The following is a 20,424-nucleotide window of genomic DNA, read 5'->3' as shown; positions in this document are numbered from 1 at the left end:
TCACTGCGGCGAGGCGCCGCCGTTCGAGCCCGCCTCGCCCAACCGCACCGCGTCGACGAGGGAACGCCACGGCTCGACGAGGTCGTCGCTGAGTTCAGCCTGACGCGTCGTCTCGCTGTCGGTGACGGCGATGCGCCACCGAAAACGGTCGGCGCCGGCCGATGCCGACGCCTCGCCCTCCTGCCAGGGACACCGCCTGACGAGCTCGCGCCAACCATCCCGCTCCGCGGGTGAAGGCTCGACTCGCCATGTCCGGGTCAGGCCGGCGAACCCGCCCGTGCGCTCCACAACGATCCGCAGCTCGGGCGTCGGACCGTCGTCGTCGATGTCAGACATCCTCCAGCACGCCGACGCCCTGCCATCCGGCACGCACGGCGGCGACCTCCTCCGACTCCTCACCGTACTCGTCCGCAGCCTGCCCGATCGTGGTGGCTGCGAACGCGGCGAAGTCGGCGTCGGGGGAGAGGAGACCCGAGGTGAGGGCGCGATACCAGACGAGGCCCGCTCGTTCCCAGGCATAGCCACCGAGGCGCGTCGCGACCAGGTGGAACGCCCGGTTCGGGATCCCCGAGTTGATGTGCACACCGCCGTTGTCGCTCGTCGTGACGACGTAGTCGCGCATGTGCCCGGGCTGCGGGTCGCGTCCGAGCACGTCGTCGTCGTATGCCGACCCCGGCTCGGCCAGCGATCGCAGGGCGCGGCCCTGAACGGCATCCGTGAAGATGCCCGCGCCGATGAGCCACGAGGCCTGCTCAGCGCTCTGGCCGAGCCGGTGCTGCTCCGTCAGGGCGCCGAACACGTCCGACAGCGACTCGTTGAGGGCGCCCGACTGGCCCGCATACGTCAGGCCTCCCGAGAACTCGGTGACGCCGTGAGCCAGCTCGTGGGCGATGACGGTCAGCGAGCCGGTGAAGCCCGTGAACACCTCGCCGTCGCCGTCGCCGAAGACCATGCGCTCGCCGTTCCAGAACGCGTTGTCGTATGCCTCGCCGTAGTGGACGGTGGCAGCGAGCACGCCGCCTCGTCCGTCGACGGAATCGCGGCCGTAGGCATCGAGGAAGAAGGAGAACGTCGCGCCGAGCCCGTCGAATGCCTCGTCGACGGCGCGATCGCCGGTAGGGGCGTCGTCTTCTCGGCGGACGAGGACGCCCGGGAGCTCTTCACGGTTCTGCGCGTCGGACACCGCTCGATCGGCGGCCGCGATCCGCTCGGCGACGAGCGTGCCGCCCGGCTCGACGGAGAGGCGCAACTGCGAGCGTCCGGCGAGGTCGGACGGACGCGCGGCGAGAGTGGTCCGCGCGGCGACGGCGGCACGCGCCAGATGAGGCTCGCGGGCGGAGGCGACGCGGGCGAGGAGATACGGGGGGATGATCGCGCGCATGGCCTCACGGTAGCGGTGGGTGCCGACATCGCGCGCGGCCGACGATCCCTCAGTCGTGAGGACGGTGCGGATCGATGACGGGCACCGACGCGAGCAGGCGCCGCGTGTAGGCGGCCTGCGGCTGGAGCAGCACCTTCTCGGTCGGCCCTTCCTCGACGATCCGTCCTTCGGTCATCACGACGACGTCATCGCAGAGGTTCTGCACGATGCCGATGTCGTGCGAGACCAGCAGCAGCGTCATCCCCTGCTCCGCCCGAAGCCGACGGAGCACGTCGAGGATCTGCGCACGCACCGTGACATCGAGAGCCGAGAGCGGCTCGTCGCCGACCAGGATCTCGGGGCGGTGCGCGATGGCTCGCGCAAGGGCGATGCGCTGACGCTGGCCGCCGGAGAACTCGTGCGGGTAGCGGTCCGCGGCCTCGGCATCCAACCCGACATCCGACAGCACCTCGCGGACGCGGGCCCGACGGTCGCCGGGGATGTCGAGAGCCCGCAGCGGCTCGGCGACGATGCGGCCGACGCTCATCCGGGGATCGAGCGAGGAGTACGGATCCTGGAAGACGATGCCCGTGCGCCGACGGAGCCAGTGCAGACCGCGCGCCGACGCGCGCGCGTCGACGGAGCGGCCGTCGATCGAGACGGTTCCCGACGAGGGGGTGTCGAGGCCCAGGAGGAGTCGCACGAGTGTCGACTTGCCCGATCCCGACTCGCCGATGATGCCGAACGCCGAGCCCGACCGCACGTCGACGTCGACATCGTCGAGCGCGACGGTCTCGCGCCGCGGTGCTCCGAGCCCGGTCGAGCGCATCCGGTAGCGCTTGCTCAGGCCGCGGGCCGAGATGAGGGCATCGCCGGTCATGCGTCTCCCTCCGGCCGCCACACCGTCGCCGTCGCATCACGCAGCAGGCCGCGCGTGACCTCCGAGCGCGGCGCCGTGAGCAGGTCGGCGACCGCGCCCGTCTCCACGACGCGACCGCGCTCGAGGACGACCGCCTCGGTCGCGACCTGCGACAGCACCGCCAGGTCATGGGTGATGAACAGCAGCGACATCCCGTCATCGTCGACCAGCTCGCCCAGGAGCGCGAGGATCTCGGCCTGGATCGTCACATCGAGCGCCGTCGTCGGCTCGTCGGCGATGAGCAGGCGCGGGCGGGCGGCCAGCGCCATGGCGATCGCGACCCGCTGGCGCTGGCCGCCGGAGAGCTGGTGCGGGTAGCGGCGCAGCGCGCCCTCCGGAAGCCGAACCCGGTCGGCGTCGGCCTGAGCGCGCGCGAGAGCCTCGCGGCGGCCGGCCGAGCCGTGGATGCGCAGCGGCTCCGCGATCTGCCGGCCCACCGTGCGCAGCGGGTTCAGGGCCGTCTGGGGCTCCTGGAAGACGATGCCGATTTCCTCGCCGCGAAGGGCAGCCAGTTCGCGGTCGCGCAGCCCGAGCAGCTCGCGACCGTTCCACCGGATGCTGCCGGCGACCTCGGCGCCGTCCGGAAGCAGGCCGAGCACGGCGAGAGCGGTCAGGGACTTGCCCGATCCCGATTCTCCGATGAGCCCGACGCGGGCGCCGTCCGGGACGTCGAACGACACATCGTCGACCACGCGACGGCCGTCGAGTGCGATCGACAGACTCGTGACCTCGAGGGTCATGCGACCACCGCCGGTGTGTGCGAGGCGGCAGCCGATCGGCGCCGGGCGAGTGTCGGGTCCGTCGCCTCGCGCAGTCCGTCGCCGAGGAGGTTCAGGCCGAGCACGGTGATCGTGATCGCCAGGCCCGGCCATACGACGCTCAGCGGGTGCGCCGTCAGATAGTTCTGCAGCTCGCTCAGCAGCAGCCCCCATGAGGGCTGCGTGGGCGGAGCGCCGAAGCCGAGATAGCTCAGACCCGCCTCGGCGAGGACCGCGACGGCCATGCCCCACGACAGCTGGACGATGAACACGGGCGCGACGTTGGGCAGCAGATGGCGCAGCGCGATCTGCGACGGCGTCAGACCGTTCGCGCGCGCGGCGAGCACGAAGTCGCTGTGCAGCGTCCGCCGCAGCTCCGGGCGCGTGACGCGGGCGATGTTCACTCCGAATCCGATGCCGACGGAGATCACGACCACCCACAGCGACCCGCCCCACACCGCCGAGATCATCATCGCGATCAGGAGCACCGGGAAGGCGATGAGGATGTCGACGAGCACCGCGACCACCTCGCGCGTCCATCGACCGGTGAGCGCACCGAGGCAGGCGAGCGTGATCCCCACCAGGGTGGCGACGACACCGGCGCCGGCAGCGACGAGGACGGTCGTGCGCGCCCCCGCCATCAACAGCGAGAGGATGTCGCGGCCCGAGGCGTCGGTGCCGAGCAGGTGCGGCCAGCCCGGTGGGCTCCACCGCGCAGGGATGTCGACCCGCTGCGGGTCGAACGGCGTCCACACCAGCGAGACCGCGGCCACGATCCCGATCGCGAAGACGACGATCAGGCCGAGACGGCCGGCCGGAAGCGACCACAGGCGCCGCAGCCACGGCATCCGCATGTTCATGAGGCCTCCCGCTGTCTCGGATCCAGACCGCGATGGATCAGATCGACGATGAAGCCGACCACGAGCACCACGGCCGTGAGCGCCAGGAGCTCGCCCTGCACCTTGGGCAGATCGCGCAGGCCGACATCCGCGACGAGCATGCGACCGATCCCCGGGAGGGTGAAGAGCTGTTCGATCACGACCGCACCGACGACGATGCCCGCGACCTGCAGCCCGAGGACGCTGATGATCGACAGCCCGACCGTCGGCAGCCCATGGCGCAGGAGCGCGGCACGGCGCGTGAGGCCCTTCGCGGCCGCGGTGCGGACGAAGTCCTGGCCCATCGCCGACAGCGTCGCGCTGCGGACGAACCGCATCAGCATCGCGCCCTCGACGACCCCGATCGTCACCGCGGGGAGGACGAGTGCCGCGAAGGCGCGACCCGGGTCGCGCCAGCCGTCGCGCGGAAAGCCCTGCGCGGGAAGCCAGCCGAGCCAGACCGCGAAGACCACGACGAGCATCATGCCCGCCCAGACCACCGGCACCGCCGCGAGAGCCTGCGCGCCGAACGAGAGCGCCGTGCCGTCGGCCCGACCGCGACGGATCGCCGCGACGACGCCGAACGGGAGGGCGATGATCAGCGCGACCGCCATCGACATCAGCCCGAGGGGGACGGTGACCTGAGCCTTCGCGGCCAGCTCGGCGGCGACGGGCGAGCCGGTCAACAGCGACGTGCCGAGGTCGCCACGGACGAGACCCAGCACCCACTCGAGGTACTGCGTCGGCAGCGGAACATCGAGACCGAGGCGCTCACGGAGCGCGGCCACCTGCTCGGGAGTCGAGTTGGTGCCCGCGATCTGCTGCGCGACATCGCCCGGGAGAACCCGCAAGGTCACGAAGATCAGCACGCTGGCGACGACCAGGCCCAGCAGCAGCAGGACCAGTCGCGTCAGCGCGTAACGGATCACCCGTCGCTCTTGGCGATCTCGGCGAGGTTGATGCGCGCGTTCACGTTGTCGACGGGCATGCCCGAGACGTTCGTCGCCACCGCGACCACCGATGCCCAGTTGTAGAGCCAATCGGCGGCGTGGTCCTCGGACACGATCCGCGCCGCCTTCTTCAGGAGGTCGTCGGCGGACTGCTCGTCGGTGGCGAGCAGCGACTGCGCGTAGAGCTCCTGCACCTCGGCGTTGTCGTACGTGAAGTAGTAGTCGGGGTCGGCCCAGTTCTCGAAGTCGCGAGGCTCGGCGTGGTTCACGACGCTGAGCTCGTAGTCCTTGTTCGTGTACACGTCGCTGAGCCACGTGCCGAAGTCGACGGGGTTCACCTTCAGGTCGATGCCCACGTCGTTGAGGTTCGAGACCAGGATCTGCGGGAGCGTGGTGCCGTACGCCGACGGGATCGTCAGCGTCAGCGCGAGGTCGCTGACTCCGGCCTCGCTCAGCAGGGCCCGAGCGGCCTCGGGGTCGTAGGAGACGACATCCGAGAGGTCCTCGTAGCCGGGGTCGGCCTCGGGGATCGGACCGTACAGGGTCTGCCCGGCGCCGACGGCCTCGACGATGGCGTCGTGATCGATGGCCGTTCGGATCGCCTCACGCACGCGGACGTCGGCGAGCGGTCCTGAGGTGGAGTTCATCGCGAGAACGCTCTTGTCGGTCGCGCTGCCGGTCTCGACGGCGAAGTCGCCCCCGCCCTCGACCTGATCGGCGAGGTTCGCGTCGAAGCCGACCACGACGTCGATCTCACCGGCCAGAGCGGCGTTGATGGCGGCCTGGTTGTCGGGGATGAAGTCGAACGTGACGTCGGCCACCTGGGCCGCGTCGCCCCAATAAGCGTCGTTGCGCTCGAGCGTCAGGCTGGCGCCCTGGCGCCAGTTGGCCAGGCGGAACGGACCGGTGCCGTTCGCGGCGGTGTTGTAGTCGACCGTGTCGCCCTCTTTGAGGATGATGCCCGCACGGCCCGTGAGGTTCCACAGCAGCGACGAATCGGGCTGCGACAGCGTCAGGACGATCGTCTGGCCGTCTGCGGCGAACGAGGTGACGTTCGCGAGTCGCTCGCTGTCCGCCCACTCGGGCGTCGCCTGCCGCGTGGTGAGGGACGAGACGACATCCTGGGGGGTCAGGGGCTGACCGTCGTGGAAGGTGACGCCCTCGCGCAGGGTGAAGGTGTAGGTCAGCCCGTCGGCGGAGACCTCGTGCGCGCTGGCCAGGGCGTCGACGATCTCACCCTCCGCGGTGCGGGCGACGAGGCCCTGGTAGACGTTGTCGATGAGCGTCTGGTCGAGCGAGATGCCCGCCGTCTGCCGGATGTCGAGGTTCGAGGGCTCGAGCACGAGGCGGATGTTGACGCTCGCATCCGGGTTCGGAGCGCCGACGCTGGTGGACGGCGCGGGATCAGCGGACCCGGTGCAACCGGCGAGGAGGAGGGTGCCTGCGGCCAGCAATGCGGCGGCGGTCACGGTGGTGCGGCGGAGCATGTGGAGGAGGGTTCCTTTCGCAAGGGCGGCGGCATCGTTGCTGTCCGATGCGCGTCCGCGAACTCAGTGCGGCATACAGCCTAGGGTCCGCCGCCACCTGGCGACGCATTCACGGTCGTCTAGCGTCGCACTGCGTCGCTGTATTTCCTCGGGAGTGTGCCGTGCACAGGCTGAGCGAGGTCTGCGGGACGGTGACGCCGGCGGCGGATCGACTGAGCCTGTCGAGGGCACGTCCTCGCCGGTGCAACCCACCGCCGCCGGCAGATCGGCGGGTCGGCGGGGGCGGTCAGGTATTCGTTCGCCCGGGTCTCCGCCGTGTTCCGTCGACAGGCTGAGCAGCTGTTCCGCCGCAGCGGAGCTCGGCTGACGACGGCTCAGCCTGTCGGCGGCACGGCTGCACCGCGTCACCGCGCCGGCCCGGCGAACAGCGGCCCTGCTCGGGTGGGAGGCGGAGGTCCGATGGTCGCCGGGCGGTCGGGTGCGGACCGCGGGCCGTCGACAGGCTGAGCAGCTGCTCCTCCGCGGCGGAGCTCGGCTGACGACGGCTCAGCCTGTCGGCGGCGCAGTATCGGCCCTGCGGCCCCACGGCCAGCGGCCCTGCTCGGGTGGGAGGCGGAGGTCCGATGGTTGCGGGGCGGTCGGGTGCGGACCGCGGGCCGTCGACAGGCTGAGCAGCTGTTCCGCCGCGGCGGAGCTCGGCTGACGACAGCTCAGCCTGTCGGCGGCACGGCTTCGCCCCGGCAGCAGGGCGGAGCGGCCGGGTCAGGCGAGGGCGGCGTCGCGGATGATGCGGGCGAGGTCGACCGGCAGTTCCTCCTGCACGTTGTGGCCGGAGTCGACCGTGACGATCCGCGCAGCGGGGACGCGCTCCCCGAACGCGGCGACGTCGGCGTCGGTGAGGTATCCCCGAGTTCCCCGGACGAGCGTGATGGGCGCCGTCACGGCGGCGAGGTCGTCCCAGCCGGATGCCGCGAGCACGGAAGCCAGGGCATCCTGCCGGTCGGATGCCGCGGCCGCGGCTGCGGGGTCGGCGGCGAGCGCGTTGGCGATGCGGGCGAAGTGGTGCTTCCACTCCACGCGGCCGTCGTCACGCACTCGCGAGTTGAGGTACACGCCGCGCTCGGCCGCGGCGCGGTCTCCGCCGAGTCCGAACGACAGCGCCCGTTCGACCATCTCGGCGCGGGAGGCCCAGGTGGTCGGGCCGGCGAAGAACCGTCGGATCTGCGACGCCGCGCCGCCCGGGTCGAGCCCGGGGGCGATGTCGACGATCACGAGGGCGCGGACGAGGTCGGGGCGCGCTGCGGCGAGGGCCGTCGCCGTCAGACCGCCGAGCGACTGCCCGACGACGACCTGCGGCGCTTGCGTCCAGTGCGCGACCGCGGGTGCGATGTCCGCCGCGAGGGTGCGTCCGGTGTAGTCGGCGTCGTCGCGCCAGCCGGAGTCGCCGTGGCCCGGAAGGTCGAGTGCCAGCGCAGGCCGACCGAGTGCGAGCACGGTGCGATCCCAGGTGTGCGCGTTCAGGCCGGCACCGTGCAGCAGGGTGAACTCGGGGTCGCCGTCGCCGAGCCTCAATGCGCTGAGGGGACGTCCGTCGGGGGTGAAGGTGAACAGCCGCTCCGCCGCCGGGGTCGGCACACCGGCTTCGGCGGCCTGAACGGGCAGGAACGAGAACTCGTCGAACGTGTCGTCGTGCACGGTGATCCTTCGCGTCGGGGACGGGTCCATTCTCGCGCGGCGCTGAGGGCCGGTGGGTAAAGTTGACGCATGAACCCCGAGCGGCGCATCCACCTCGCGAAAGCGGCGCGTCCGGCCTACGACGCGCTCGACGCCTTTGCCCGCACCGTGGGGACCATGGCACAGGATGCCGGCATCGACGAGCGCCTGAAGGAGCTCGCGCTCGTCCACAGCTCGCAGCTCAACGGGTGCGCCTATTGCGTCCGGGTGCACGTCGGTCGGGCCGTCGCCGCCGGTGTCACGGCCGACGAGATCGCCCAGCTCGCCACCTGGCGCGAGTCGGGGGTCTTCGACGAGCGGGAACGCACGGCGCTCGAGCTCGCCGAGGCATACGTGCACATCGCGGACGAAGGTGTTTCGGACGAGCTCTACGACCACGTCGGCGGCGTGTTCTCCGAGGCGGAGTACGTCGCGCTGAGCTGGCTGTTCATCTCGATCAACGCGTTCAATCGTCTGACGATCGCGGGTCGGTACCCGGTGCCGCCGCTCCCGCGCTCCGACCGATGAGCGGCGCGGTGTCGTTGTCGGTGCCGGGCGCCCTGAACTTCCGCGATACCGGCGGCCTCCGTGCGGGCAGCACGTCGACCCGTTCGGGTGTGCTGTACCGGTCGGGAAATCTCTTCCGCGTCGATGGAGACGGGCGCCGTGCTCTCGGCGAGCTCGGCTTGCGACGCATCATCGATCTGCGCGACGACGACGAGGTGCGCTCCGAACCGACGGTGCTCGGCGACCTGCCGATCCGGACTCAGCGGGTTCCGCTTTTCCTGGGGTCGGTCGCGTCGCTGTTCCGCGCCGACATGTCGCTCGAGTCGATGTACCGTTCGCTCGTCGACGAGTCGGCGTCACGCGTGCTCGAGGTCGTCCGGGGAGTGATCGCCGATCAGCCGGTGCTCGTGCACTGCACGATCGGGAAGGACCGCACCGGCGTGACGGTCGCGATGATCCTCGCGGCGGCGGGAGTCGACGAGGATGCCGTCGTCGACGACTACGCGCGCACCGAGACGCTGCTGCCGGCCGAGCGCAACGCGCCGATCCTGGCTTATCTCCGGGCGCACCATCCCGATGCCCCGCAGCTGGTCGATCTGGCCACGCGCTCGCCGGCGCCGGTGATGCGCGCCCTCCTGGCGGACCTGCGTGAGCGGTTCGGGTCGCCCGCCGACTACCTCCGTTCCCACGGGCTCGGCGACGACGAGCTCACGGAGCTGCGTCGCATCATCCTGCGCTGAAGCGAGGATCGCCTGCGGGTTTCGGCTACGAAGGTAAGGCATGCCTACCTCGCGGGTATAGTGGAGGCATCATGACCGAGCTCCACAGCGCCGCTGCCTGCCGCGCATCGAAGCACGTCCGCGTGCAGCACCTGGTGACGGCCGACGAGAAGTCGCTGGCCGAGCTCGAGGCGCTGCTCGCGACGCTGCCGTTGTGCTCGACCGGTCGTGTGTTCGTCGAGGTGCCGGACGCGACGTGGATCGGCACCGTCTCGGCGCCGGCCCGTATGGTCGTGACCTGGCTCGACCGTTCCCGCCGTACCGGCGCGCCGGGCTCGGGCCGTGGCTGCGCGTCGGGAGAGGCGCTCGCGCGGGCCGTCACCGCGTGGGCCGACGAGATGCTGTGCACGGATGCCGCGAAGGCGACGCGGGTGCACCTGCTCGGCGGTTTCCTCGGCACGGCCGACATCGTCGACCACCTCACCGCACGGTGCGGGATGGAAGGCGCATCGATCCACACGCCCGAGCGTTTCGGCCTCGCGACCGCCCGCTGATCCGACTCAGCGGTTCTCCGCTCGGCGGGGGATGTAGTTGCCGTCCGCGAGTCCCGCCTCGATCTCGAACCGGTTCCGCAACGGATCGCGGCCCGCGATCAGGTAGAGCAGCGGCATGAGCAGTCCGTAACGCCGCCACTGCCGAGCGTGCACGGCCTCGTGCGTGAGGATCCGCTCGCTGGGCTCCCGGTCTCCGGTCAGGAAGCACGACCCGACGCAGACGCCGCCGCGACCGAAGGTCCAGGCCGGCATCCCGCGGAAGACCCACAGCCCGTGACGCTTTTCGACGCGTCCGGTCGACCACAGCGTGCCCCAGGCGAAGCCGAAGGCGGTGCCGGCTCGGGCGCCGAACGCGCTGACGGGGGAGTCGAGCAGCACACGCGGGATGAGGCGGTCGAGAGCGGCTCCGCGCTCGACCGCTCGTTCGGCTCGCTGCCGCCATCCGGCGGGGGGAGTGCGCATCGCGCTCATGCCAGGGCTCCGACGACGCGCAGCACGGAGCCCATGTCGTCGACGACGGCCTCGGGGTGGGGCGGGGCGAACCCCGACACGGACGCCCCCACCAGGGGGAAACGCCCCCGCAGGACGCCGATGGCGTTCGTGAGGGTCGGGACGTCGAGTCCGAAGGGGACCGCCGCACTCACACCGGTGATCGCTGCGGGGTCGAGCACGTCGAGGTCGACGTGGACGTAGAGCGAGCCCGCGCCGGTGGCGGCGACCGCGTCGGCCAGGCGGGCGGGATCGGCCAGGTCCTCGACGCCGAGATGCGTGAGGCCCGAGGTGCGCACCGCCTCGATCTCGGGCTCGTCGAATTCGCGAGCACCCGCCAGCACGACTCGGTCGACCGGCACGCCGGCATCCGGTGACAGCGGGCCCGCCTCGAACACGGCGCGCAGGGCCATGCCCGAGAAGGCGCCGGACGGTGACGACTCGGGGGTGTGGAGATCGGCGTGGGCGTCGAACCAGACGACGGCCAGGTCGGGATGCCGCGCGGCGGAATGCGCGATCGCCGGCACCGCCACCCCGCAGTCGCCGCCCACGACCACGGAGTGACCGCCCGGCGTCGTCGCGCTCGTGTCGGCGGTGGCGCCGTCGGTCTCGATCAGCGCGGCGTCCACCAGATCGCGGGTGCGCTGAAGTGAGCTGAACCGCCGGATGCCGCTGCCGAGGGCCTCGCCCGCCTCGACCGGCACGTCCACTCGGACGGTCGCGCTGCGCGGGAGGTCGCCGGCGATCGCGTCAGCGCCGTCGATCAACGTCATCGATCGCGTCGAGGGCGAGCCCTGCCACTGCGGGACCACGATGAATCGGGTCATTACTTCGTCCTCCGTCGGGCTTTCTCAGCGGATCGACGACGCCCGGGCGGCAGGACCGGCCCGGGCGTCGTCGCGGGTGTCAGCGCTCGATGGCGCCGGCCGCTCCGCCCGTCTTCAGCGCGGCGAGCCGGGCCTCGACCTCGGTGAGCTGGCCCACGTCTTCGAGGCTCTCGAACTGCGCGTCGAGGCTCGACGCGGCGAGTTCCTGCTTGCCGGCGGCGAGCGCCTCCTGGCGACGCACCTTGTCTTCGAAGCGACCGAGCTCGCTCGTGGGGTCGAGCACGTCGATCGACTTGACGGCGTCGTGGACGCGGTTCTGGGCCTCCGCCGTCTTGGCGCGCGCGAGCAGCTCGGAGCGCTTCGCGCGGAGCTGGTCGAGCTTGACCTTCATGCCGTTGAGGCCGTCCTTGAGCTTCTCGACGACCTCGGTCTGGGTGGCGATCGTCGGGGCGATCGTCCGGGCCTCGTTTTCCTCGCTGATCTGGCGCTGCAGCGCGACCTTGGCGAGGTTGTCGAACTTGTCGGCGTCGGCCGTGTTGCCCACCGCACGAAGCTCGTCGGCCTTACGGCTGGCTGCGAGGGCCTTGTTGCCCCATTCGGCGGCCGCCTGGACGTCTTCCTGGTGGTCGCGCTCGAGCAGGCGCAGGTTGCCGATCGTCTCCGCGATCGCCGATTCCGCGTCGGCGATCGAGTTGGTGTAGTCCCGCACGAGCTGGTCGAGCATCTTCTGCGGGTCCTCGGCCTGATCGAGGAGGGCGTTGATGTTCGCCTTCACGAGCGTCGAGATGCGACCGAAGATGGACTGCTTTGCCATCGGGGTTCCTTTCGTGGGTGGTCTGGAAAAGGGAGAAGTCGTCAGAAGCGGCCGCCGCCGCGGCGGGAGCGACCGCCACCGCCGAACCCGCCGCCGCCGCTGCGGCCGCGCGAGCCGCCGCCGAAACCTCCGCGCGATCCGCCGAAGCCGCCGCCGAAGCCGCTGCCGCCGAAGCCCGAGGAACGGCGACCGGACGAGCCGCCGCCGAGGAGCGAGTTCAGCACCATGCCGCCGATCATGGCACCCATCATGCCGCTGGAGTTCGAACCGGAGGAGGTGGGCGCGAAGCCGCCGACGTCAGCGCGGGCCGCGTCGATAGCGAGACCGCTCAGCTGCACTGCGCGAGCCGCGTCGGCCAGAGCGCGTTCCGGCTCGATCTGGGCGGTCGCCTCGGCGCGATCGAGCGACGCACGCGCCTCTGCGACCCGCGTGCGTGCCGTGGCGCCGACGGCGCCGCGCCGTGTGCCGATGTAGTCCTCTGCGGCGGAGACCTGGGCGCGCGCCTGCTGCAGTTGCTGGTCGAGCGTCTGTCGCGCTCGCGCGGCGCGCTGCGCGGCGTCCCGCGCACCGGCCAGCGCGGCGTCGATCGCCGAGTTCGCGCCCAGGAGCGCCGACAGTGCTGCCTGCGGGCGGCGGTGATCGCCGGTGAGCTGAGCGCGCGCGGAGTCGATCTGCTGCCGAGTGGCTGATGAGACCGCGGCGAGTGAGCCGTCGGGATCGGGGACGCCGACGGCGGCGGCGACATCCTGCTCGAGCTCCGTGATGAGCGCGGCCGCGTCGCGTTCGGCGGTCGCGAGATCGGCGGACACCTTCTCGACGGAGGCCTCCAGCTGTGCGGCCTGGGCGACGGCACCCTCGGCTGCGCGCAGCGAGACCGCGGCGCCGGCGCCGTCGCCGGCCGCGATCGAGCTCTGCGCTGCCGCGAGCTGTTCGTCCGCGTAGGTCAAGCGGCTGCGCGCCTGATCGTGGTTGTCGCCGATGGTCGCGAGTTCTTCGGGGGCGTAGGCGGATCGGAGACGCTCGAGCGTCGCGATGGCGCCGTCGAGTCCCGTTCCTGCCGTCACCCGTTCCTGCTGGATGCGCACGAGAGCCTCGGGTGCGTTCTGCTCGAGGTCGCGCAGGCGGTCGAACTCGTCGGCGCGTGCGTCCAGCTCCGAGTCGGCGTGCGCGCACAGTTCGAGGATCCGCGTGTGGATGGCGCGGACGTCTGCCTCGGTGTCGGGCTGGTCGTCATCCAGGCGCTGCTGAAGCGAGAACGCCTCGTCGAGATCGCGCCGCGCCTGGGCCAGCGTCTGGGCGAATGCCGCGGCGGCTTCGTCGCCGAACTGAGCGGTCGCGAAGCCGAGTTCCTGCTCGCTCGTCCGGATTGCGTCGTCGGCCGCGACGAGCGCGCTGGCGGAGCGCCGGGCGAGTGCCTCGATCGGCTCGGTCGCCGCGCCGCCGGCGGAGGCCGTGCCACCGGTCCGGCGGCGGCGCACGAGGACCACGACGACGGCGATCACGGCGCCCACGGCGAGGATGCCGAGGACGATCGTCAGACCGGAGAAGCCGGTGCCGGTGTCGCTGCCGGAACCGCCGGAACCGCCGGAACCGCCGACCGCCGCCGCGAGCCCGCCGGCGGCGGCGAACGCTGCGCCGCCCCAGTCCTCCGAGCGGAGCTCGGGCAGGATGTCGCGGGTCTCGATCGTGCCCAGCGTGTCGGCGTCGACGGGGCCGTTGGTGTCGCCCGAGAGGTAGAAGTTGCGCTGCTCGGTCGCGACCGCGAGAACGTACTGGTTGACGCCGAGACCGCCCTGCTCGGCGACTGCGTTCGCCCAGCCCTCCGCGTCGGACGGGCTGGTGAACGCGTCGACGTAGACGACCCACAGATCGATGCCGGCCTCGGAGCTCAGGGCGGTGAGCCTCTCGTCGACGGCGCTCTCCTCGCCGGGCGACAACGCGTCGGCCTGGTCGACGACTCGTCCCGCACCGAGGTCGACCGGATCGGTCGCCCAGGCCGCGGCGGAGCCGCCGATGACGAGCGTCAGGCTCGCCACGATCGAGAGCGTCACTGCTCGGAGCACGCGCATCCGTTCCCCTTCCGAGGTCGGAGGACCGGCCTCGTCTCCACTCTATTGAGGGCCTCGTGTCCGAGCCTATGCGGGGACTGTGAATCAGCGGGCAGCGGAATCGCGGCGCGGATACCGGAGGTCGGGAACCCCCGCGGTTACGCTGACCGGCGGCCGGTGAGGCCGAGGTGGGAGGAAGCATGGACGACAGATACGGCACGGATGTTCTCGCGGCGGGATGGCGGGATGCCGGACGCAAGGTCGTGCCCGAGGTGCCCGCCGATCCCGACCTCGTGGTCGAGGTCGCGGCCGACGGCTATTGCGGAGCCGTCGTGGCCGTGCGCGGCGGGAACATCGAGCTCGAGGACCGCCTCGGCAAGGTGCGCCTGTTCCCCCTGGGTGGCGGCTTCCTCGTCGACGGCGAACCGGTCAAGCTCGTCGCGCCGAAGGCGGTGCAGCCTGCGGGACGGATGCGGACCGCCTCAGGCTCGTTCGTGGCCCCGCAGCAGCGGGCGCGCGTCGCGCGAGCGTCTCGCATCCTGGTCGAAGGGCGTCACGACGCCGAGCTCGTCGAGAAGGTCTGGGGCGCCGACCTCCGTGTCGAGGGCGTCGTGGTCGAGTACCTGCAGGGGGTCGATCTGCTCGAGGACCTCCTCCGAGACGAGCCGCCGTCCGCTGAGCGTCGCTACGGGGTGCTCGTCGACCACCTCGTCGCGGGTTCGAAGGAGACGCGCATCGCGCAGCAGATCCTGCGCGGCCCGCACGGCGCGCACCTCAAGATCGTCGGACACCCTCACATCGACGTCTGGCAGTGCGTCCGCCCCGAGGCCGTCGGCATCCGTGCGTGGCCGCAGGTGCCGCGGGGCATCGAGTGGAAGGTCGGCGTCTGCCGTGCGCTCGGCTGGCCGGCCGAGGATCAGGCCGACATCGCCCACGCGTGGCAGCGCATCCTCGGATCGGTTCGTACGTATCGAGACCTGGACCCGGCGCTGCTGGGACGGGTCGAGGAGCTCATCGACTTCGTCACCGCCTGAGCGGACCCCGGCTCGGCGCCGCCCCGGCGGCTCGATACCCTGGACTCATGCCGCAGACCGACGCGCCCGACACCGGTGACGAACCCCGATACCGTGAGCGGCCGGTCTCATTCGCCCGCCGCAGCGGTCGCATGAGCGACGGTCAGGAGCGGGCGTGGAACCAGCTCGGCGGCTTCTACAACATCCCCGTCGAGCGCGACCAGGCTCTGCTGAGCGTCCGGCCGGGCTCGCACGTCGACCCCGCCGCCCTGTTCGGACGTGACGCGCGGCTCGTGGTCGAGATCGGCTCCGGACAGGGGCATGCCATCGTCGCGGCAGCGCAGGCCGCGCCCGAGACGGACTTCCTCGCCGTCGAGGTCTTCCGTGCCGGTCTCGCCCGGACCATGCTCGATGCCGATCGCGCGGGGGCGCGGAACCTGCGCCTCGTCGAGGCGAACGCGCCCGAGGTGCTCGAGCACCTGCTGCCCGCGGCATCCGTCGACGAACTGTGGATCTTCTTCTCCGATCCCTGGCACAAGACCCGTCACACCAAGCGGCGCCTCATCTCTCCCGATTTCACGCCGTTGGCCGCGCGCGTGCTCAAGGTGGGCGGCGTGCTCCGCCTGGCGACCGACTGGGAGGACTACGCGCGTCAGATGCGCGAGGTGATGGGGGATGCCGCGGGCTTCACGCCCGACTTCGACGGAGACTGGGCGCCGCGCTTCGAGGGCCGCGTGATGACGGCCTTCGAGCGGAAGGGCATCGCCAAGGGACGCGACATCCGTGATCTCGCGTACCGTCGCATCGACGCGGACTGACGAGAGGCGAGCGTTGTGAAGTCGCACCCGGGGTTGGCTGTTCGCCCGTACGTGTCGGCGAGCACTCTGCCGGCCGTGCTGGTGTGCTCCGCCGCACCGGCGTTCTTCGTGCTGCTGCAGCCCTGGCTCGGCTGGGCGCTCCTCATCCTGGGTCTCGTCGCGGCGCTCGGGGTCGACCGCTGGCGTGTCCGTGAGGCGGGACGGCCGTCGTTGACGCGTGATCTCTCGCTCATCGCTCTCGGCCTCGTCGTCGTGAGCCTCATCGACCTGAAGGCCGAGCTCGACGATCTCGCGATGCTGCGGTTCACCCTCGCGCTCGGGGGCGCCGTCCTCCTGCCCTATCTCGTATCGCGCTTCGTCTACCGCGATCACGCCATCCGCTTCCCGTGGCGCGGGGGAGGCCGGTGGACGACGTTCCAGTGGGTCTGGCTGGCCGCTGTCCTCGTGCTCGGGTGGCTCATCCTGCCGTTCTACTTCATCACCTCGGGCGTCTACACGAACTGGCCGGTCGTCGACACCCCGGACCTCATCGCGAGACTCTTCGTCGGCGTCGGTGCAGTCGGCATCTGGGATGAGCTGTTCTTCATCTGCACGTGCTTCGCGCTGCTGCGGCGGCACTTCGCCGACGTGTCGGCGAACGTCCTCCAGGCCATCGTGTTCGTCTCGTTCCTCTGGGAGCTCGGGTATCGCGCCTGGGGGCCGGTGCTGACGATCCCGTTCGCGCTCCTCCAGGGCTACATCTTCCTGCGCACGCGCTCGCTCACCTATGTCGTGACCGTGCACCTGCTGTTCGACGCCGTCGTCTTCGGAGTGCTCGTCCACGCGCACAACCCGGGGCTCCTCGACGCCCTGTTCCTGGTTCCGTCGCCCTGACCCGCGGCTAGGCTGGGTCGTGGGGCCCCGACCGGGCCCGCGGACGAGGGAGCAGTACCCGCATCGGACAAGACTGACTCGGACAGGTCTGTCATGTCATGGGTGATCCTGATCGCATCCGGCGTCCTCGAGGCGGTATGGGCGGCCGCGCTCGCGGCATCCGAGGGGTTCCGTCGCAAACGGCCCGCTCTCCTCTTCGCCGTCGCGCTTGCGGGAAGCATGGCGGGTCTCGCTTTCGCGATGACCGAGCTGCCGACCGGTACCGCCTATTCGGTGTGGGTCGGCGTAGGAGCGACGCTCACGGTCGTCTGGGCGATGGCGACCCGCCGCGAGCGCGCCTCGGTCGCCCGCATCCTCCTGCTCGTGCTGCTCGTCGCCTGCGTCGTCGGCCTGAAGGTGGTGAGCTGACGTGCGCCGGGCCTGGGTCATCCTGCTCGCCAGTGCCGTCTGCGAGGCCGTCTGGGCCACAGCGCTCGGCCGGTCCGACGGATTCCGCGAGCCCGTGGCGAGCGTCGTGTTCGCCGGCGGACTGATCCTGAGCATGATCGGGCTCGGACGAGCGATGAGGCGGATCCCGATCGGCACGGCGTACGCCGTATGGGTAGGCGTGGGGGCGGCTCTCACCGTCACCTGGTCGATCGCAACCGGCGCCGAGGCGTTCTCGGCGGGCAAGGTCGTCTTCATCGCCGGCATCGTCGTCGCGGTCATCGGACTGAAGCTCGTCCCGGCCTCGGCGCCGATCGGAGGATCACAGGCGGGCGAGGAGCGCCGGCCCGAAGACGAGGGCGGCCGCGATCGGCACGACGAGCGCCGCTAGCGCGATGATGCCGAGGATGGCGATATTGCCCAGGATCGATCCGATCAGGGCTCGGCCTCGGCCGGCGGCGAGCTGGATGCGGTCGAGGGGAGATAGGGGTGCGGCGGTCACATTTCGACGTTAGGAAGCGGAGAGGGGTCTGCGCGTCGGTCGATCGGCTGAGAGGCATCCGACTGAGGGATGATCCGGGCGCGACGCGTGTCAATGCCCTCGGACCCTGCGCGCGCGAGGCGTACCGTCGCGGTCACGAACCGACGAAAGGACGATCTGATGAGCGACTCCGATCCGCGACGAGACGAGCGCGCCGAGCCCGAGCAGGGCACGACCACGGGAGGGGCATCGGCCTTTCCCGGTGCCCCGAGCGCGGCACCCGACGAGTCGGCACCTGACGGCGGTGACGTGGACACGACGACCGATGAGGGCGGGCAGCCCCTCGACAACCCGTCCGGAGGCTGACGGCGTCGCCGACGGGCGTCTGCGCCGCCTGTCAAGAGCACGACGCGCCGCGTGGAGCGGTGTCAGCCTGTACCCACCAACGCCGGACCCGCCCCACCGAAGGAGACACGATGAGCGACAACGAAGACCCCCGGGCGATTCTCGCCGAGCTGCTGCCGGAGTTCCGGTTCGCCATGGTCACCACGATCGACGACTCGGGCAAACTCACCGCGCGTCCGCTGACCGTTCAGGAGGCGGAGTTCGACGGCGATCTGTGGTTCGTCGTCGACCGGGGTTCGTCGGTCGCCACGCAGGTGACTGTCCGCCCCTCCGTCGGGGTGGCTCTCAGCAAGGATGACGCGTGGGTGTCGCTCGCCGGTGAGGCGACGATCGTCGACGATCGAGCCCGGCTCGAGCACTACTGGTCGAGCACCCTCGAGGCGTGGTTCCCCGATGGGCCGGAGGACCCGAGGATCACGCTGCTTCGCGTAGACGCGATCTCGGGGGAGTACTGGAGCAGCGCCGGCGGGCGCATCGCCACAGCCATCGGCCTGATCAAGTCGAAGATCACCGGTGAGACCTACGAGGGTCGAAACGAGAAGATGGACCTCTGAGTCTTCGGATCTCCACGCCGCGATGGGCCGTCTCCGCTGCTGCGGGACGGCCCATCGCGGTCCGTGCGGTGGAGCCTACTTGGCGAGGAAGGCGAGCAGTGCCTCGTTGAACTGGCCGGCGTGGCTCACGTTCAATCCGTGGGGGGCGTCTTCGATCAGAGCGAGCTCGCTCCCCGGCAGCTGCTCGTGGGTCCGCTTTCCCGATCCCTCGAAGGGCACGGTCGCGTCGCCGTCGCCGTGGATGATGAGCGCGGGCACGGTGACTGCGTCGAGGTCGCGCCGGAAGTCGGTCGTGGCCCACGCCTCCATCGACTTCAGCGCCGCGTGGTGGTCGGCCTGACGGGCGAGGGCGAGAGCATCCTGCCGCTGCTCCTCCGTGACCTTGAGGTCGCCGTCGACCGAGAAGAACCCGGTCGTGAAGTCGTTGTAGAAGACCGCCTCGTCCGCCTTCAGGGCGTTCTCCATCTCTTCGGCGGCATCCGACGTCAGCGGCCCCTCGGGGTTGTCCGCCGTCTGCGCCAGGTAGGGCGGCACTGCGGCTGCGAAGACGACGCTCCGGAGCCGTTCCTGACCGTGATTCGCGATGTAGCGGGCGACCTCGCCGCCGCCCATCGAGAAGCCGACCAGAGTCACGTCGCGAAGATCGAGGGTGTCGAGCACGGATGCCAGATCCTGGGCGAACGTGTTGTAGTCGTAGCCCGATCGCGGCTTGTCGCTGCGTCCGAAGCCGCGGCGGTCGTAGGCGACGACGCGGTAACCGGCGGCAGTCAGAGCGGGAATCTGCTCGGACCATGATTCGGCGGACAGCGGCCACCCGTGAATCAGCACCACCGGACGGCCCGACCCGCCGGTGTCGTCGACGTGCAGTTCGATGTCGTTGAAGAGGCCCTTGTGCGCGGTGATCTCAGTCATGACGCCATCGTCATGGCCTTCGTGGGGTTTCGCGAGCAGTTGACGCTTCGCCGAGCCGAGGCTATGGGAGGGCAGCAGACTGGGAGGATGAGGCCGGCATGAGTTCGGGAGGTGCCCGTGCCCGAAGGTGACAGCGTCTTCCGGATCGCCGCCCGCCTGCGGCCGCAGCTCGTGGGCCGCAGGATCGTCTCCGGTGAGCTGCGATCAGGCGGCGCCGCAGGAACGTCTCTCGCCGGGTGGACGATTCGGGCCATCGAGACCCATGGCAAGCATCTCGTCACCTGGCTGGATCCCGGGTTCGCGCTGCACACCCACCTGCTGATGCAGGGTTCGTGGACGGTGACGCGTGCCGGCCGTACCCTCCCCGCGCGCGTGATGTCGGCGGTACGGGTCCGCGCCGAACTCGACGACGGTGCGTCGCTCTGGGGCGTCGACATGCCCGTCGTCGAACTGCTCCGAGCCGCCGCGGTCGCGCCGGCGCTCGACCACCTCGGGCCGGATCCGCTGCGGGAGGACTGGGATGCCCACGAAGCTGTCCGTCGCCTCCGCGCTCGGCCGCAGCGGAGCTTCGTCGGCGCGCTGCTCGACCAGCGCAACATCGCCGGGCTCGGCAATCTCTGGGTCAACGAGCTGGCGTTCCTCTCGGGTGCCCACCCGTTCGACCCGGTATCCGTCGTGGACACTGCCGACCTCGTCGCGCGCGCGGCGCGCGCACTGCGACTCTCCGCTACGGTGCCCGGCATGTACCAGGTGACCACCGGCTCGTCGCGCCGAGGGCACGCTCACTGGGTGGCTGGCCGCGCCGGCAGGCCGTGTCTGCGCTGCGGTACGCGCGTCATCGTTCGCGCGGAGGTGCATGGCGATCCGGAGCGTCGCCGCACGTGGTGGTGCCCCTCGTGTCAGCCCCGGAGAGGCTGAG

At 71.0% G+C, this 20,424-nt stretch carries 25 protein-coding genes and 1 riboswitch; of the genes, 11 read left to right on the top strand and 14 right to left on the bottom strand.

Features of this window, described 5'->3' with window-relative positions; translation table 11 throughout:
• The 8 genes from AA0Y20_RS14850 to AA0Y20_RS14815 form a co-directional block, all read right to left on the bottom strand.
• Positions 1 to 336, bottom strand: a complete 336-nt coding sequence (locus tag AA0Y20_RS14850) for a protealysin inhibitor emfourin (protein ID WP_412935785.1) — start codon at positions 334 to 336, stop codon at positions 1 to 3.
• Entirely contained in the window at positions 329 to 1,381 is a 1,053-nt protein-coding gene (locus tag AA0Y20_RS14845) for a M4 family metallopeptidase (protein ID WP_412935783.1), read from the bottom strand. Before AA0Y20_RS14845 ends, AA0Y20_RS14850 begins: the two co-directional genes overlap by 8 nt.
• Before the next feature lie 49 nt (positions 1,382 to 1,430).
• Positions 1,431 to 2,240, bottom strand: coding sequence for an ABC transporter ATP-binding protein (locus AA0Y20_RS14840; protein WP_412935780.1), 810 nt, complete (start codon positions 2,238 to 2,240; stop codon positions 1,431 to 1,433).
• Positions 2,237 to 3,019, bottom strand: a complete 783-nt coding sequence (locus AA0Y20_RS14835) for an ABC transporter ATP-binding protein (RefSeq protein WP_412935779.1) — start codon at positions 3,017 to 3,019, stop codon at positions 2,237 to 2,239. The genes AA0Y20_RS14840 and AA0Y20_RS14835 overlap by 4 nt, the downstream gene beginning before the upstream one ends.
• Entirely contained in the window at positions 3,016 to 3,897 is an 882-nt protein-coding gene (locus tag AA0Y20_RS14830) for an ABC transporter permease (RefSeq protein WP_412935778.1), read from the bottom strand. The genes AA0Y20_RS14835 and AA0Y20_RS14830 overlap by 4 nt, the downstream gene beginning before the upstream one ends.
• On the bottom strand, positions 3,894 to 4,844 hold the full coding sequence (locus AA0Y20_RS14825) for an ABC transporter permease (RefSeq protein ID WP_412935775.1): 951 nt from the start codon (positions 4,842 to 4,844) through the stop codon (positions 3,894 to 3,896). The genes AA0Y20_RS14830 and AA0Y20_RS14825 overlap by 4 nt, the downstream gene beginning before the upstream one ends.
• Complete coding sequence (locus AA0Y20_RS14820; RefSeq protein WP_412935773.1) at positions 4,841 to 6,352, bottom strand: ABC transporter substrate-binding protein; 1,512 nt, start codon at positions 6,350 to 6,352, stop codon at positions 4,841 to 4,843. Before AA0Y20_RS14820 ends, AA0Y20_RS14825 begins: the two co-directional genes overlap by 4 nt.
• 762 nt (positions 6,353 to 7,114) lie before the next feature.
• Positions 7,115 to 8,077: an alpha/beta fold hydrolase gene (locus tag AA0Y20_RS14815; RefSeq protein ID WP_412935771.1), complete on the bottom strand. Its 963-nt coding sequence runs from the start codon at positions 8,075 to 8,077 to the stop codon at positions 7,115 to 7,117.
• Positions 8,078 to 8,116: 39 nt separating this feature from the next.
• On the opposite strand from AA0Y20_RS14815, the gene AA0Y20_RS14810 reads away from it, so the two are divergent.
• From AA0Y20_RS14810 to AA0Y20_RS14800, 3 genes are all read left to right on the top strand, one after another.
• Positions 8,117 to 8,593 (top strand): carboxymuconolactone decarboxylase family protein, encoded by a 477-nt coding sequence (locus tag AA0Y20_RS14810; protein ID WP_412935769.1) that lies wholly within the window; start codon positions 8,117 to 8,119, stop codon positions 8,591 to 8,593.
• An 8-nt stretch (positions 8,594 to 8,601) separates the two neighbouring features.
• Positions 8,602 to 9,312: a tyrosine-protein phosphatase gene (locus AA0Y20_RS14805; protein WP_412935767.1), complete on the top strand. Its 711-nt coding sequence runs from the start codon at positions 8,602 to 8,604 to the stop codon at positions 9,310 to 9,312.
• Positions 9,313 to 9,383: 71 nt separating this feature from the next.
• On the top strand, positions 9,384 to 9,845 hold the full coding sequence (locus AA0Y20_RS14800) for an SIP domain-containing protein (protein WP_412935764.1): 462 nt from the start codon (positions 9,384 to 9,386) through the stop codon (positions 9,843 to 9,845).
• Between the two features lie 6 nt (positions 9,846 to 9,851).
• On the opposite strand, the gene AA0Y20_RS14795 is transcribed toward AA0Y20_RS14800, so the two are convergent.
• From AA0Y20_RS14795 to AA0Y20_RS14780, 4 genes are all read right to left on the bottom strand, one after another.
• Positions 9,852 to 10,316: a Fe-S oxidoreductase gene (locus AA0Y20_RS14795; RefSeq protein ID WP_412935761.1), complete on the bottom strand. Its 465-nt coding sequence runs from the start codon at positions 10,314 to 10,316 to the stop codon at positions 9,852 to 9,854.
• Complete coding sequence (locus AA0Y20_RS14790; protein ID WP_412935758.1) at positions 10,313 to 11,161, bottom strand: arginase family protein; 849 nt, start codon at positions 11,159 to 11,161, stop codon at positions 10,313 to 10,315. Before AA0Y20_RS14790 ends, AA0Y20_RS14795 begins: the two co-directional genes overlap by 4 nt.
• A gap of 79 nt (positions 11,162 to 11,240) precedes the next feature.
• Positions 11,241 to 11,975 (bottom strand): PspA/IM30 family protein, encoded by a 735-nt coding sequence (locus AA0Y20_RS14785; RefSeq protein ID WP_112617301.1) that lies wholly within the window; start codon positions 11,973 to 11,975, stop codon positions 11,241 to 11,243.
• A 41-nt stretch (positions 11,976 to 12,016) separates the two neighbouring features.
• On the bottom strand, positions 12,017 to 14,044 hold the full coding sequence (locus AA0Y20_RS14780; RefSeq protein ID WP_412935755.1) for a TPM domain-containing protein: 2,028 nt from the start codon (positions 14,042 to 14,044) through the stop codon (positions 12,017 to 12,019).
• Between the two features lie 179 nt (positions 14,045 to 14,223).
• Here AA0Y20_RS14780 and AA0Y20_RS14775 point away from each other — a divergent pair, with 179 nt between their 5' ends.
• From AA0Y20_RS14775 to AA0Y20_RS14755, 5 genes are all read left to right on the top strand, one after another.
• Positions 14,224 to 15,057: a DUF3097 domain-containing protein gene (locus AA0Y20_RS14775; RefSeq protein ID WP_412935752.1), complete on the top strand. Its 834-nt coding sequence runs from the start codon at positions 14,224 to 14,226 to the stop codon at positions 15,055 to 15,057.
• Positions 15,058 to 15,104: 47 nt separating this feature from the next.
• The gene (trmB, locus tag AA0Y20_RS14770; RefSeq protein WP_412935750.1) at positions 15,105 to 15,854 is read left to right on the top strand and encodes a tRNA (guanosine(46)-N7)-methyltransferase TrmB; all 750 of its coding nucleotides are present in this window, start codon (positions 15,105 to 15,107) and stop codon (positions 15,852 to 15,854) included.
• A 51-nt stretch (positions 15,855 to 15,905) separates the two neighbouring features.
• Entirely contained in the window at positions 15,906 to 16,727 is an 822-nt protein-coding gene (locus AA0Y20_RS14765; protein ID WP_412935748.1) for a CPBP family intramembrane glutamic endopeptidase, read from the top strand.
• Between the two features lie 19 nt (positions 16,728 to 16,746).
• Positions 16,747 to 16,810: riboswitch (guanidine-III (ykkC-III) riboswitch) on the top strand.
• 10 nt (positions 16,811 to 16,820) lie between these two features.
• Positions 16,821 to 17,135 carry a DMT family transporter gene (locus AA0Y20_RS14760; protein ID WP_412935746.1) on the top strand — a complete coding sequence of 105 codons (315 nt, stop codon included), beginning with the start codon at positions 16,821 to 16,823 and terminating at the stop codon, positions 17,133 to 17,135.
• A 1-nt stretch (position 17,136) separates the two neighbouring features.
• Positions 17,137 to 17,544, top strand: a complete 408-nt coding sequence (locus tag AA0Y20_RS14755) for a DMT family transporter (protein WP_412935744.1) — start codon at positions 17,137 to 17,139, stop codon at positions 17,542 to 17,544.
• Here AA0Y20_RS14755 and AA0Y20_RS14750 read toward each other — a convergent pair.
• Positions 17,476 to 17,655, bottom strand: a complete 180-nt coding sequence (locus tag AA0Y20_RS14750) for a hypothetical protein (RefSeq protein WP_412935742.1) — start codon at positions 17,653 to 17,655, stop codon at positions 17,476 to 17,478. The genes AA0Y20_RS14755 and AA0Y20_RS14750 overlap by 69 nt on opposite strands.
• Positions 17,656 to 17,814: 159 nt before the next feature.
• Here AA0Y20_RS14750 and AA0Y20_RS14745 point away from each other — a divergent pair, with 159 nt between their 5' ends.
• Together AA0Y20_RS14745 and AA0Y20_RS14740 are read left to right on the top strand one after the other, a co-directional pair.
• The gene (locus AA0Y20_RS14745) at positions 17,815 to 18,000 is read left to right on the top strand and encodes a hypothetical protein (RefSeq protein ID WP_412935740.1); all 186 of its coding nucleotides are present in this window, start codon (positions 17,815 to 17,817) and stop codon (positions 17,998 to 18,000) included.
• Between the two features lie 110 nt (positions 18,001 to 18,110).
• Entirely contained in the window at positions 18,111 to 18,593 is a 483-nt protein-coding gene (locus AA0Y20_RS14740; RefSeq protein WP_412935738.1) for a pyridoxamine 5'-phosphate oxidase family protein, read from the top strand.
• 75 nt (positions 18,594 to 18,668) lie between these two features.
• On the opposite strand, the gene AA0Y20_RS14735 is transcribed toward AA0Y20_RS14740, so the two are convergent.
• Positions 18,669 to 19,505 carry an alpha/beta fold hydrolase gene (locus AA0Y20_RS14735; protein WP_412935735.1) on the bottom strand — a complete coding sequence of 279 codons (837 nt, stop codon included), beginning with the start codon at positions 19,503 to 19,505 and terminating at the stop codon, positions 18,669 to 18,671.
• Between the two features lie 117 nt (positions 19,506 to 19,622).
• On the opposite strand from AA0Y20_RS14735, the gene AA0Y20_RS14730 reads away from it, so the two are divergent.
• Positions 19,623 to 20,423, top strand: a complete 801-nt coding sequence (locus AA0Y20_RS14730; RefSeq protein WP_413331713.1) for a DNA-formamidopyrimidine glycosylase family protein — start codon at positions 19,623 to 19,625, stop codon at positions 20,421 to 20,423.
• The last annotated feature ends 1 nt before the right edge of the window (position 20,424 follow it).

Origin of the sequence: Microbacterium pratiae (genome assembly GCF_047302165.1) — a bacterium.
In the GTDB taxonomy this organism is placed as follows: Bacteria; Actinomycetota; Actinomycetes; order Actinomycetales; family Microbacteriaceae; genus Microbacterium.
The sequence above is the reverse complement of the archived record's forward strand: the minus strand, read 5'-3'. Positions and strand labels throughout refer to the sequence as shown.

Coding starts and splice junctions, on each gene's coding strand:
- AA0Y20_RS14845 (WP_412935783.1), bottom strand. CDS start 1,381: ATGCGCGCGATCATCCCCCCGTATCTCCTCGCCCGCGTCGCCTCCGCC.
- AA0Y20_RS14850 (WP_412935785.1), bottom strand. CDS start 336: ATGTCTGACATCGACGACGACGGTCCGACGCCCGAGCTGCGGATCGTT.
- AA0Y20_RS14820 (WP_412935773.1), bottom strand. CDS start 6,352: ATGCTCCGCCGCACCACCGTGACCGCCGCCGCATTGCTGGCCGCAGGC.
- AA0Y20_RS14735 (WP_412935735.1), bottom strand. CDS start 19,505: ATGACTGAGATCACCGCGCACAAGGGCCTCTTCAACGACATCGAACTG.
- AA0Y20_RS14745 (WP_412935740.1), top strand. CDS start 17,815: ATGAGCGACTCCGATCCGCGACGAGACGAGCGCGCCGAGCCCGAGCAG.
- AA0Y20_RS14810 (WP_412935769.1), top strand. CDS start 8,117: ATGAACCCCGAGCGGCGCATCCACCTCGCGAAAGCGGCGCGTCCGGCC.
- AA0Y20_RS14840 (WP_412935780.1), bottom strand. CDS start 2,240: ATGACCGGCGATGCCCTCATCTCGGCCCGCGGCCTGAGCAAGCGCTAC.
- trmB (WP_412935750.1), top strand. CDS start 15,105: ATGCCGCAGACCGACGCGCCCGACACCGGTGACGAACCCCGATACCGT.
- AA0Y20_RS14815 (WP_412935771.1), bottom strand. CDS start 8,077: ATGGACCCGTCCCCGACGCGAAGGATCACCGTGCACGACGACACGTTC.
- AA0Y20_RS14760 (WP_412935746.1), top strand. CDS start 16,821: ATGTCATGGGTGATCCTGATCGCATCCGGCGTCCTCGAGGCGGTATGG.
- AA0Y20_RS14785 (WP_112617301.1), bottom strand. CDS start 11,975: ATGGCAAAGCAGTCCATCTTCGGTCGCATCTCGACGCTCGTGAAGGCG.
- AA0Y20_RS14790 (WP_412935758.1), bottom strand. CDS start 11,161: ATGACCCGATTCATCGTGGTCCCGCAGTGGCAGGGCTCGCCCTCGACG.
- AA0Y20_RS14830 (WP_412935778.1), bottom strand. CDS start 3,897: ATGAACATGCGGATGCCGTGGCTGCGGCGCCTGTGGTCGCTTCCGGCC.
- AA0Y20_RS14780 (WP_412935755.1), bottom strand. CDS start 14,044: ATGCGCGTGCTCCGAGCAGTGACGCTCTCGATCGTGGCGAGCCTGACG.
- AA0Y20_RS14795 (WP_412935761.1), bottom strand. CDS start 10,316: ATGAGCGCGATGCGCACTCCCCCCGCCGGATGGCGGCAGCGAGCCGAA.
- AA0Y20_RS14800 (WP_412935764.1), top strand. CDS start 9,384: ATGACCGAGCTCCACAGCGCCGCTGCCTGCCGCGCATCGAAGCACGTC.
- AA0Y20_RS14775 (WP_412935752.1), top strand. CDS start 14,224: ATGGACGACAGATACGGCACGGATGTTCTCGCGGCGGGATGGCGGGAT.
- AA0Y20_RS14835 (WP_412935779.1), bottom strand. CDS start 3,019: ATGACCCTCGAGGTCACGAGTCTGTCGATCGCACTCGACGGCCGTCGC.
- AA0Y20_RS14740 (WP_412935738.1), top strand. CDS start 18,111: ATGAGCGACAACGAAGACCCCCGGGCGATTCTCGCCGAGCTGCTGCCG.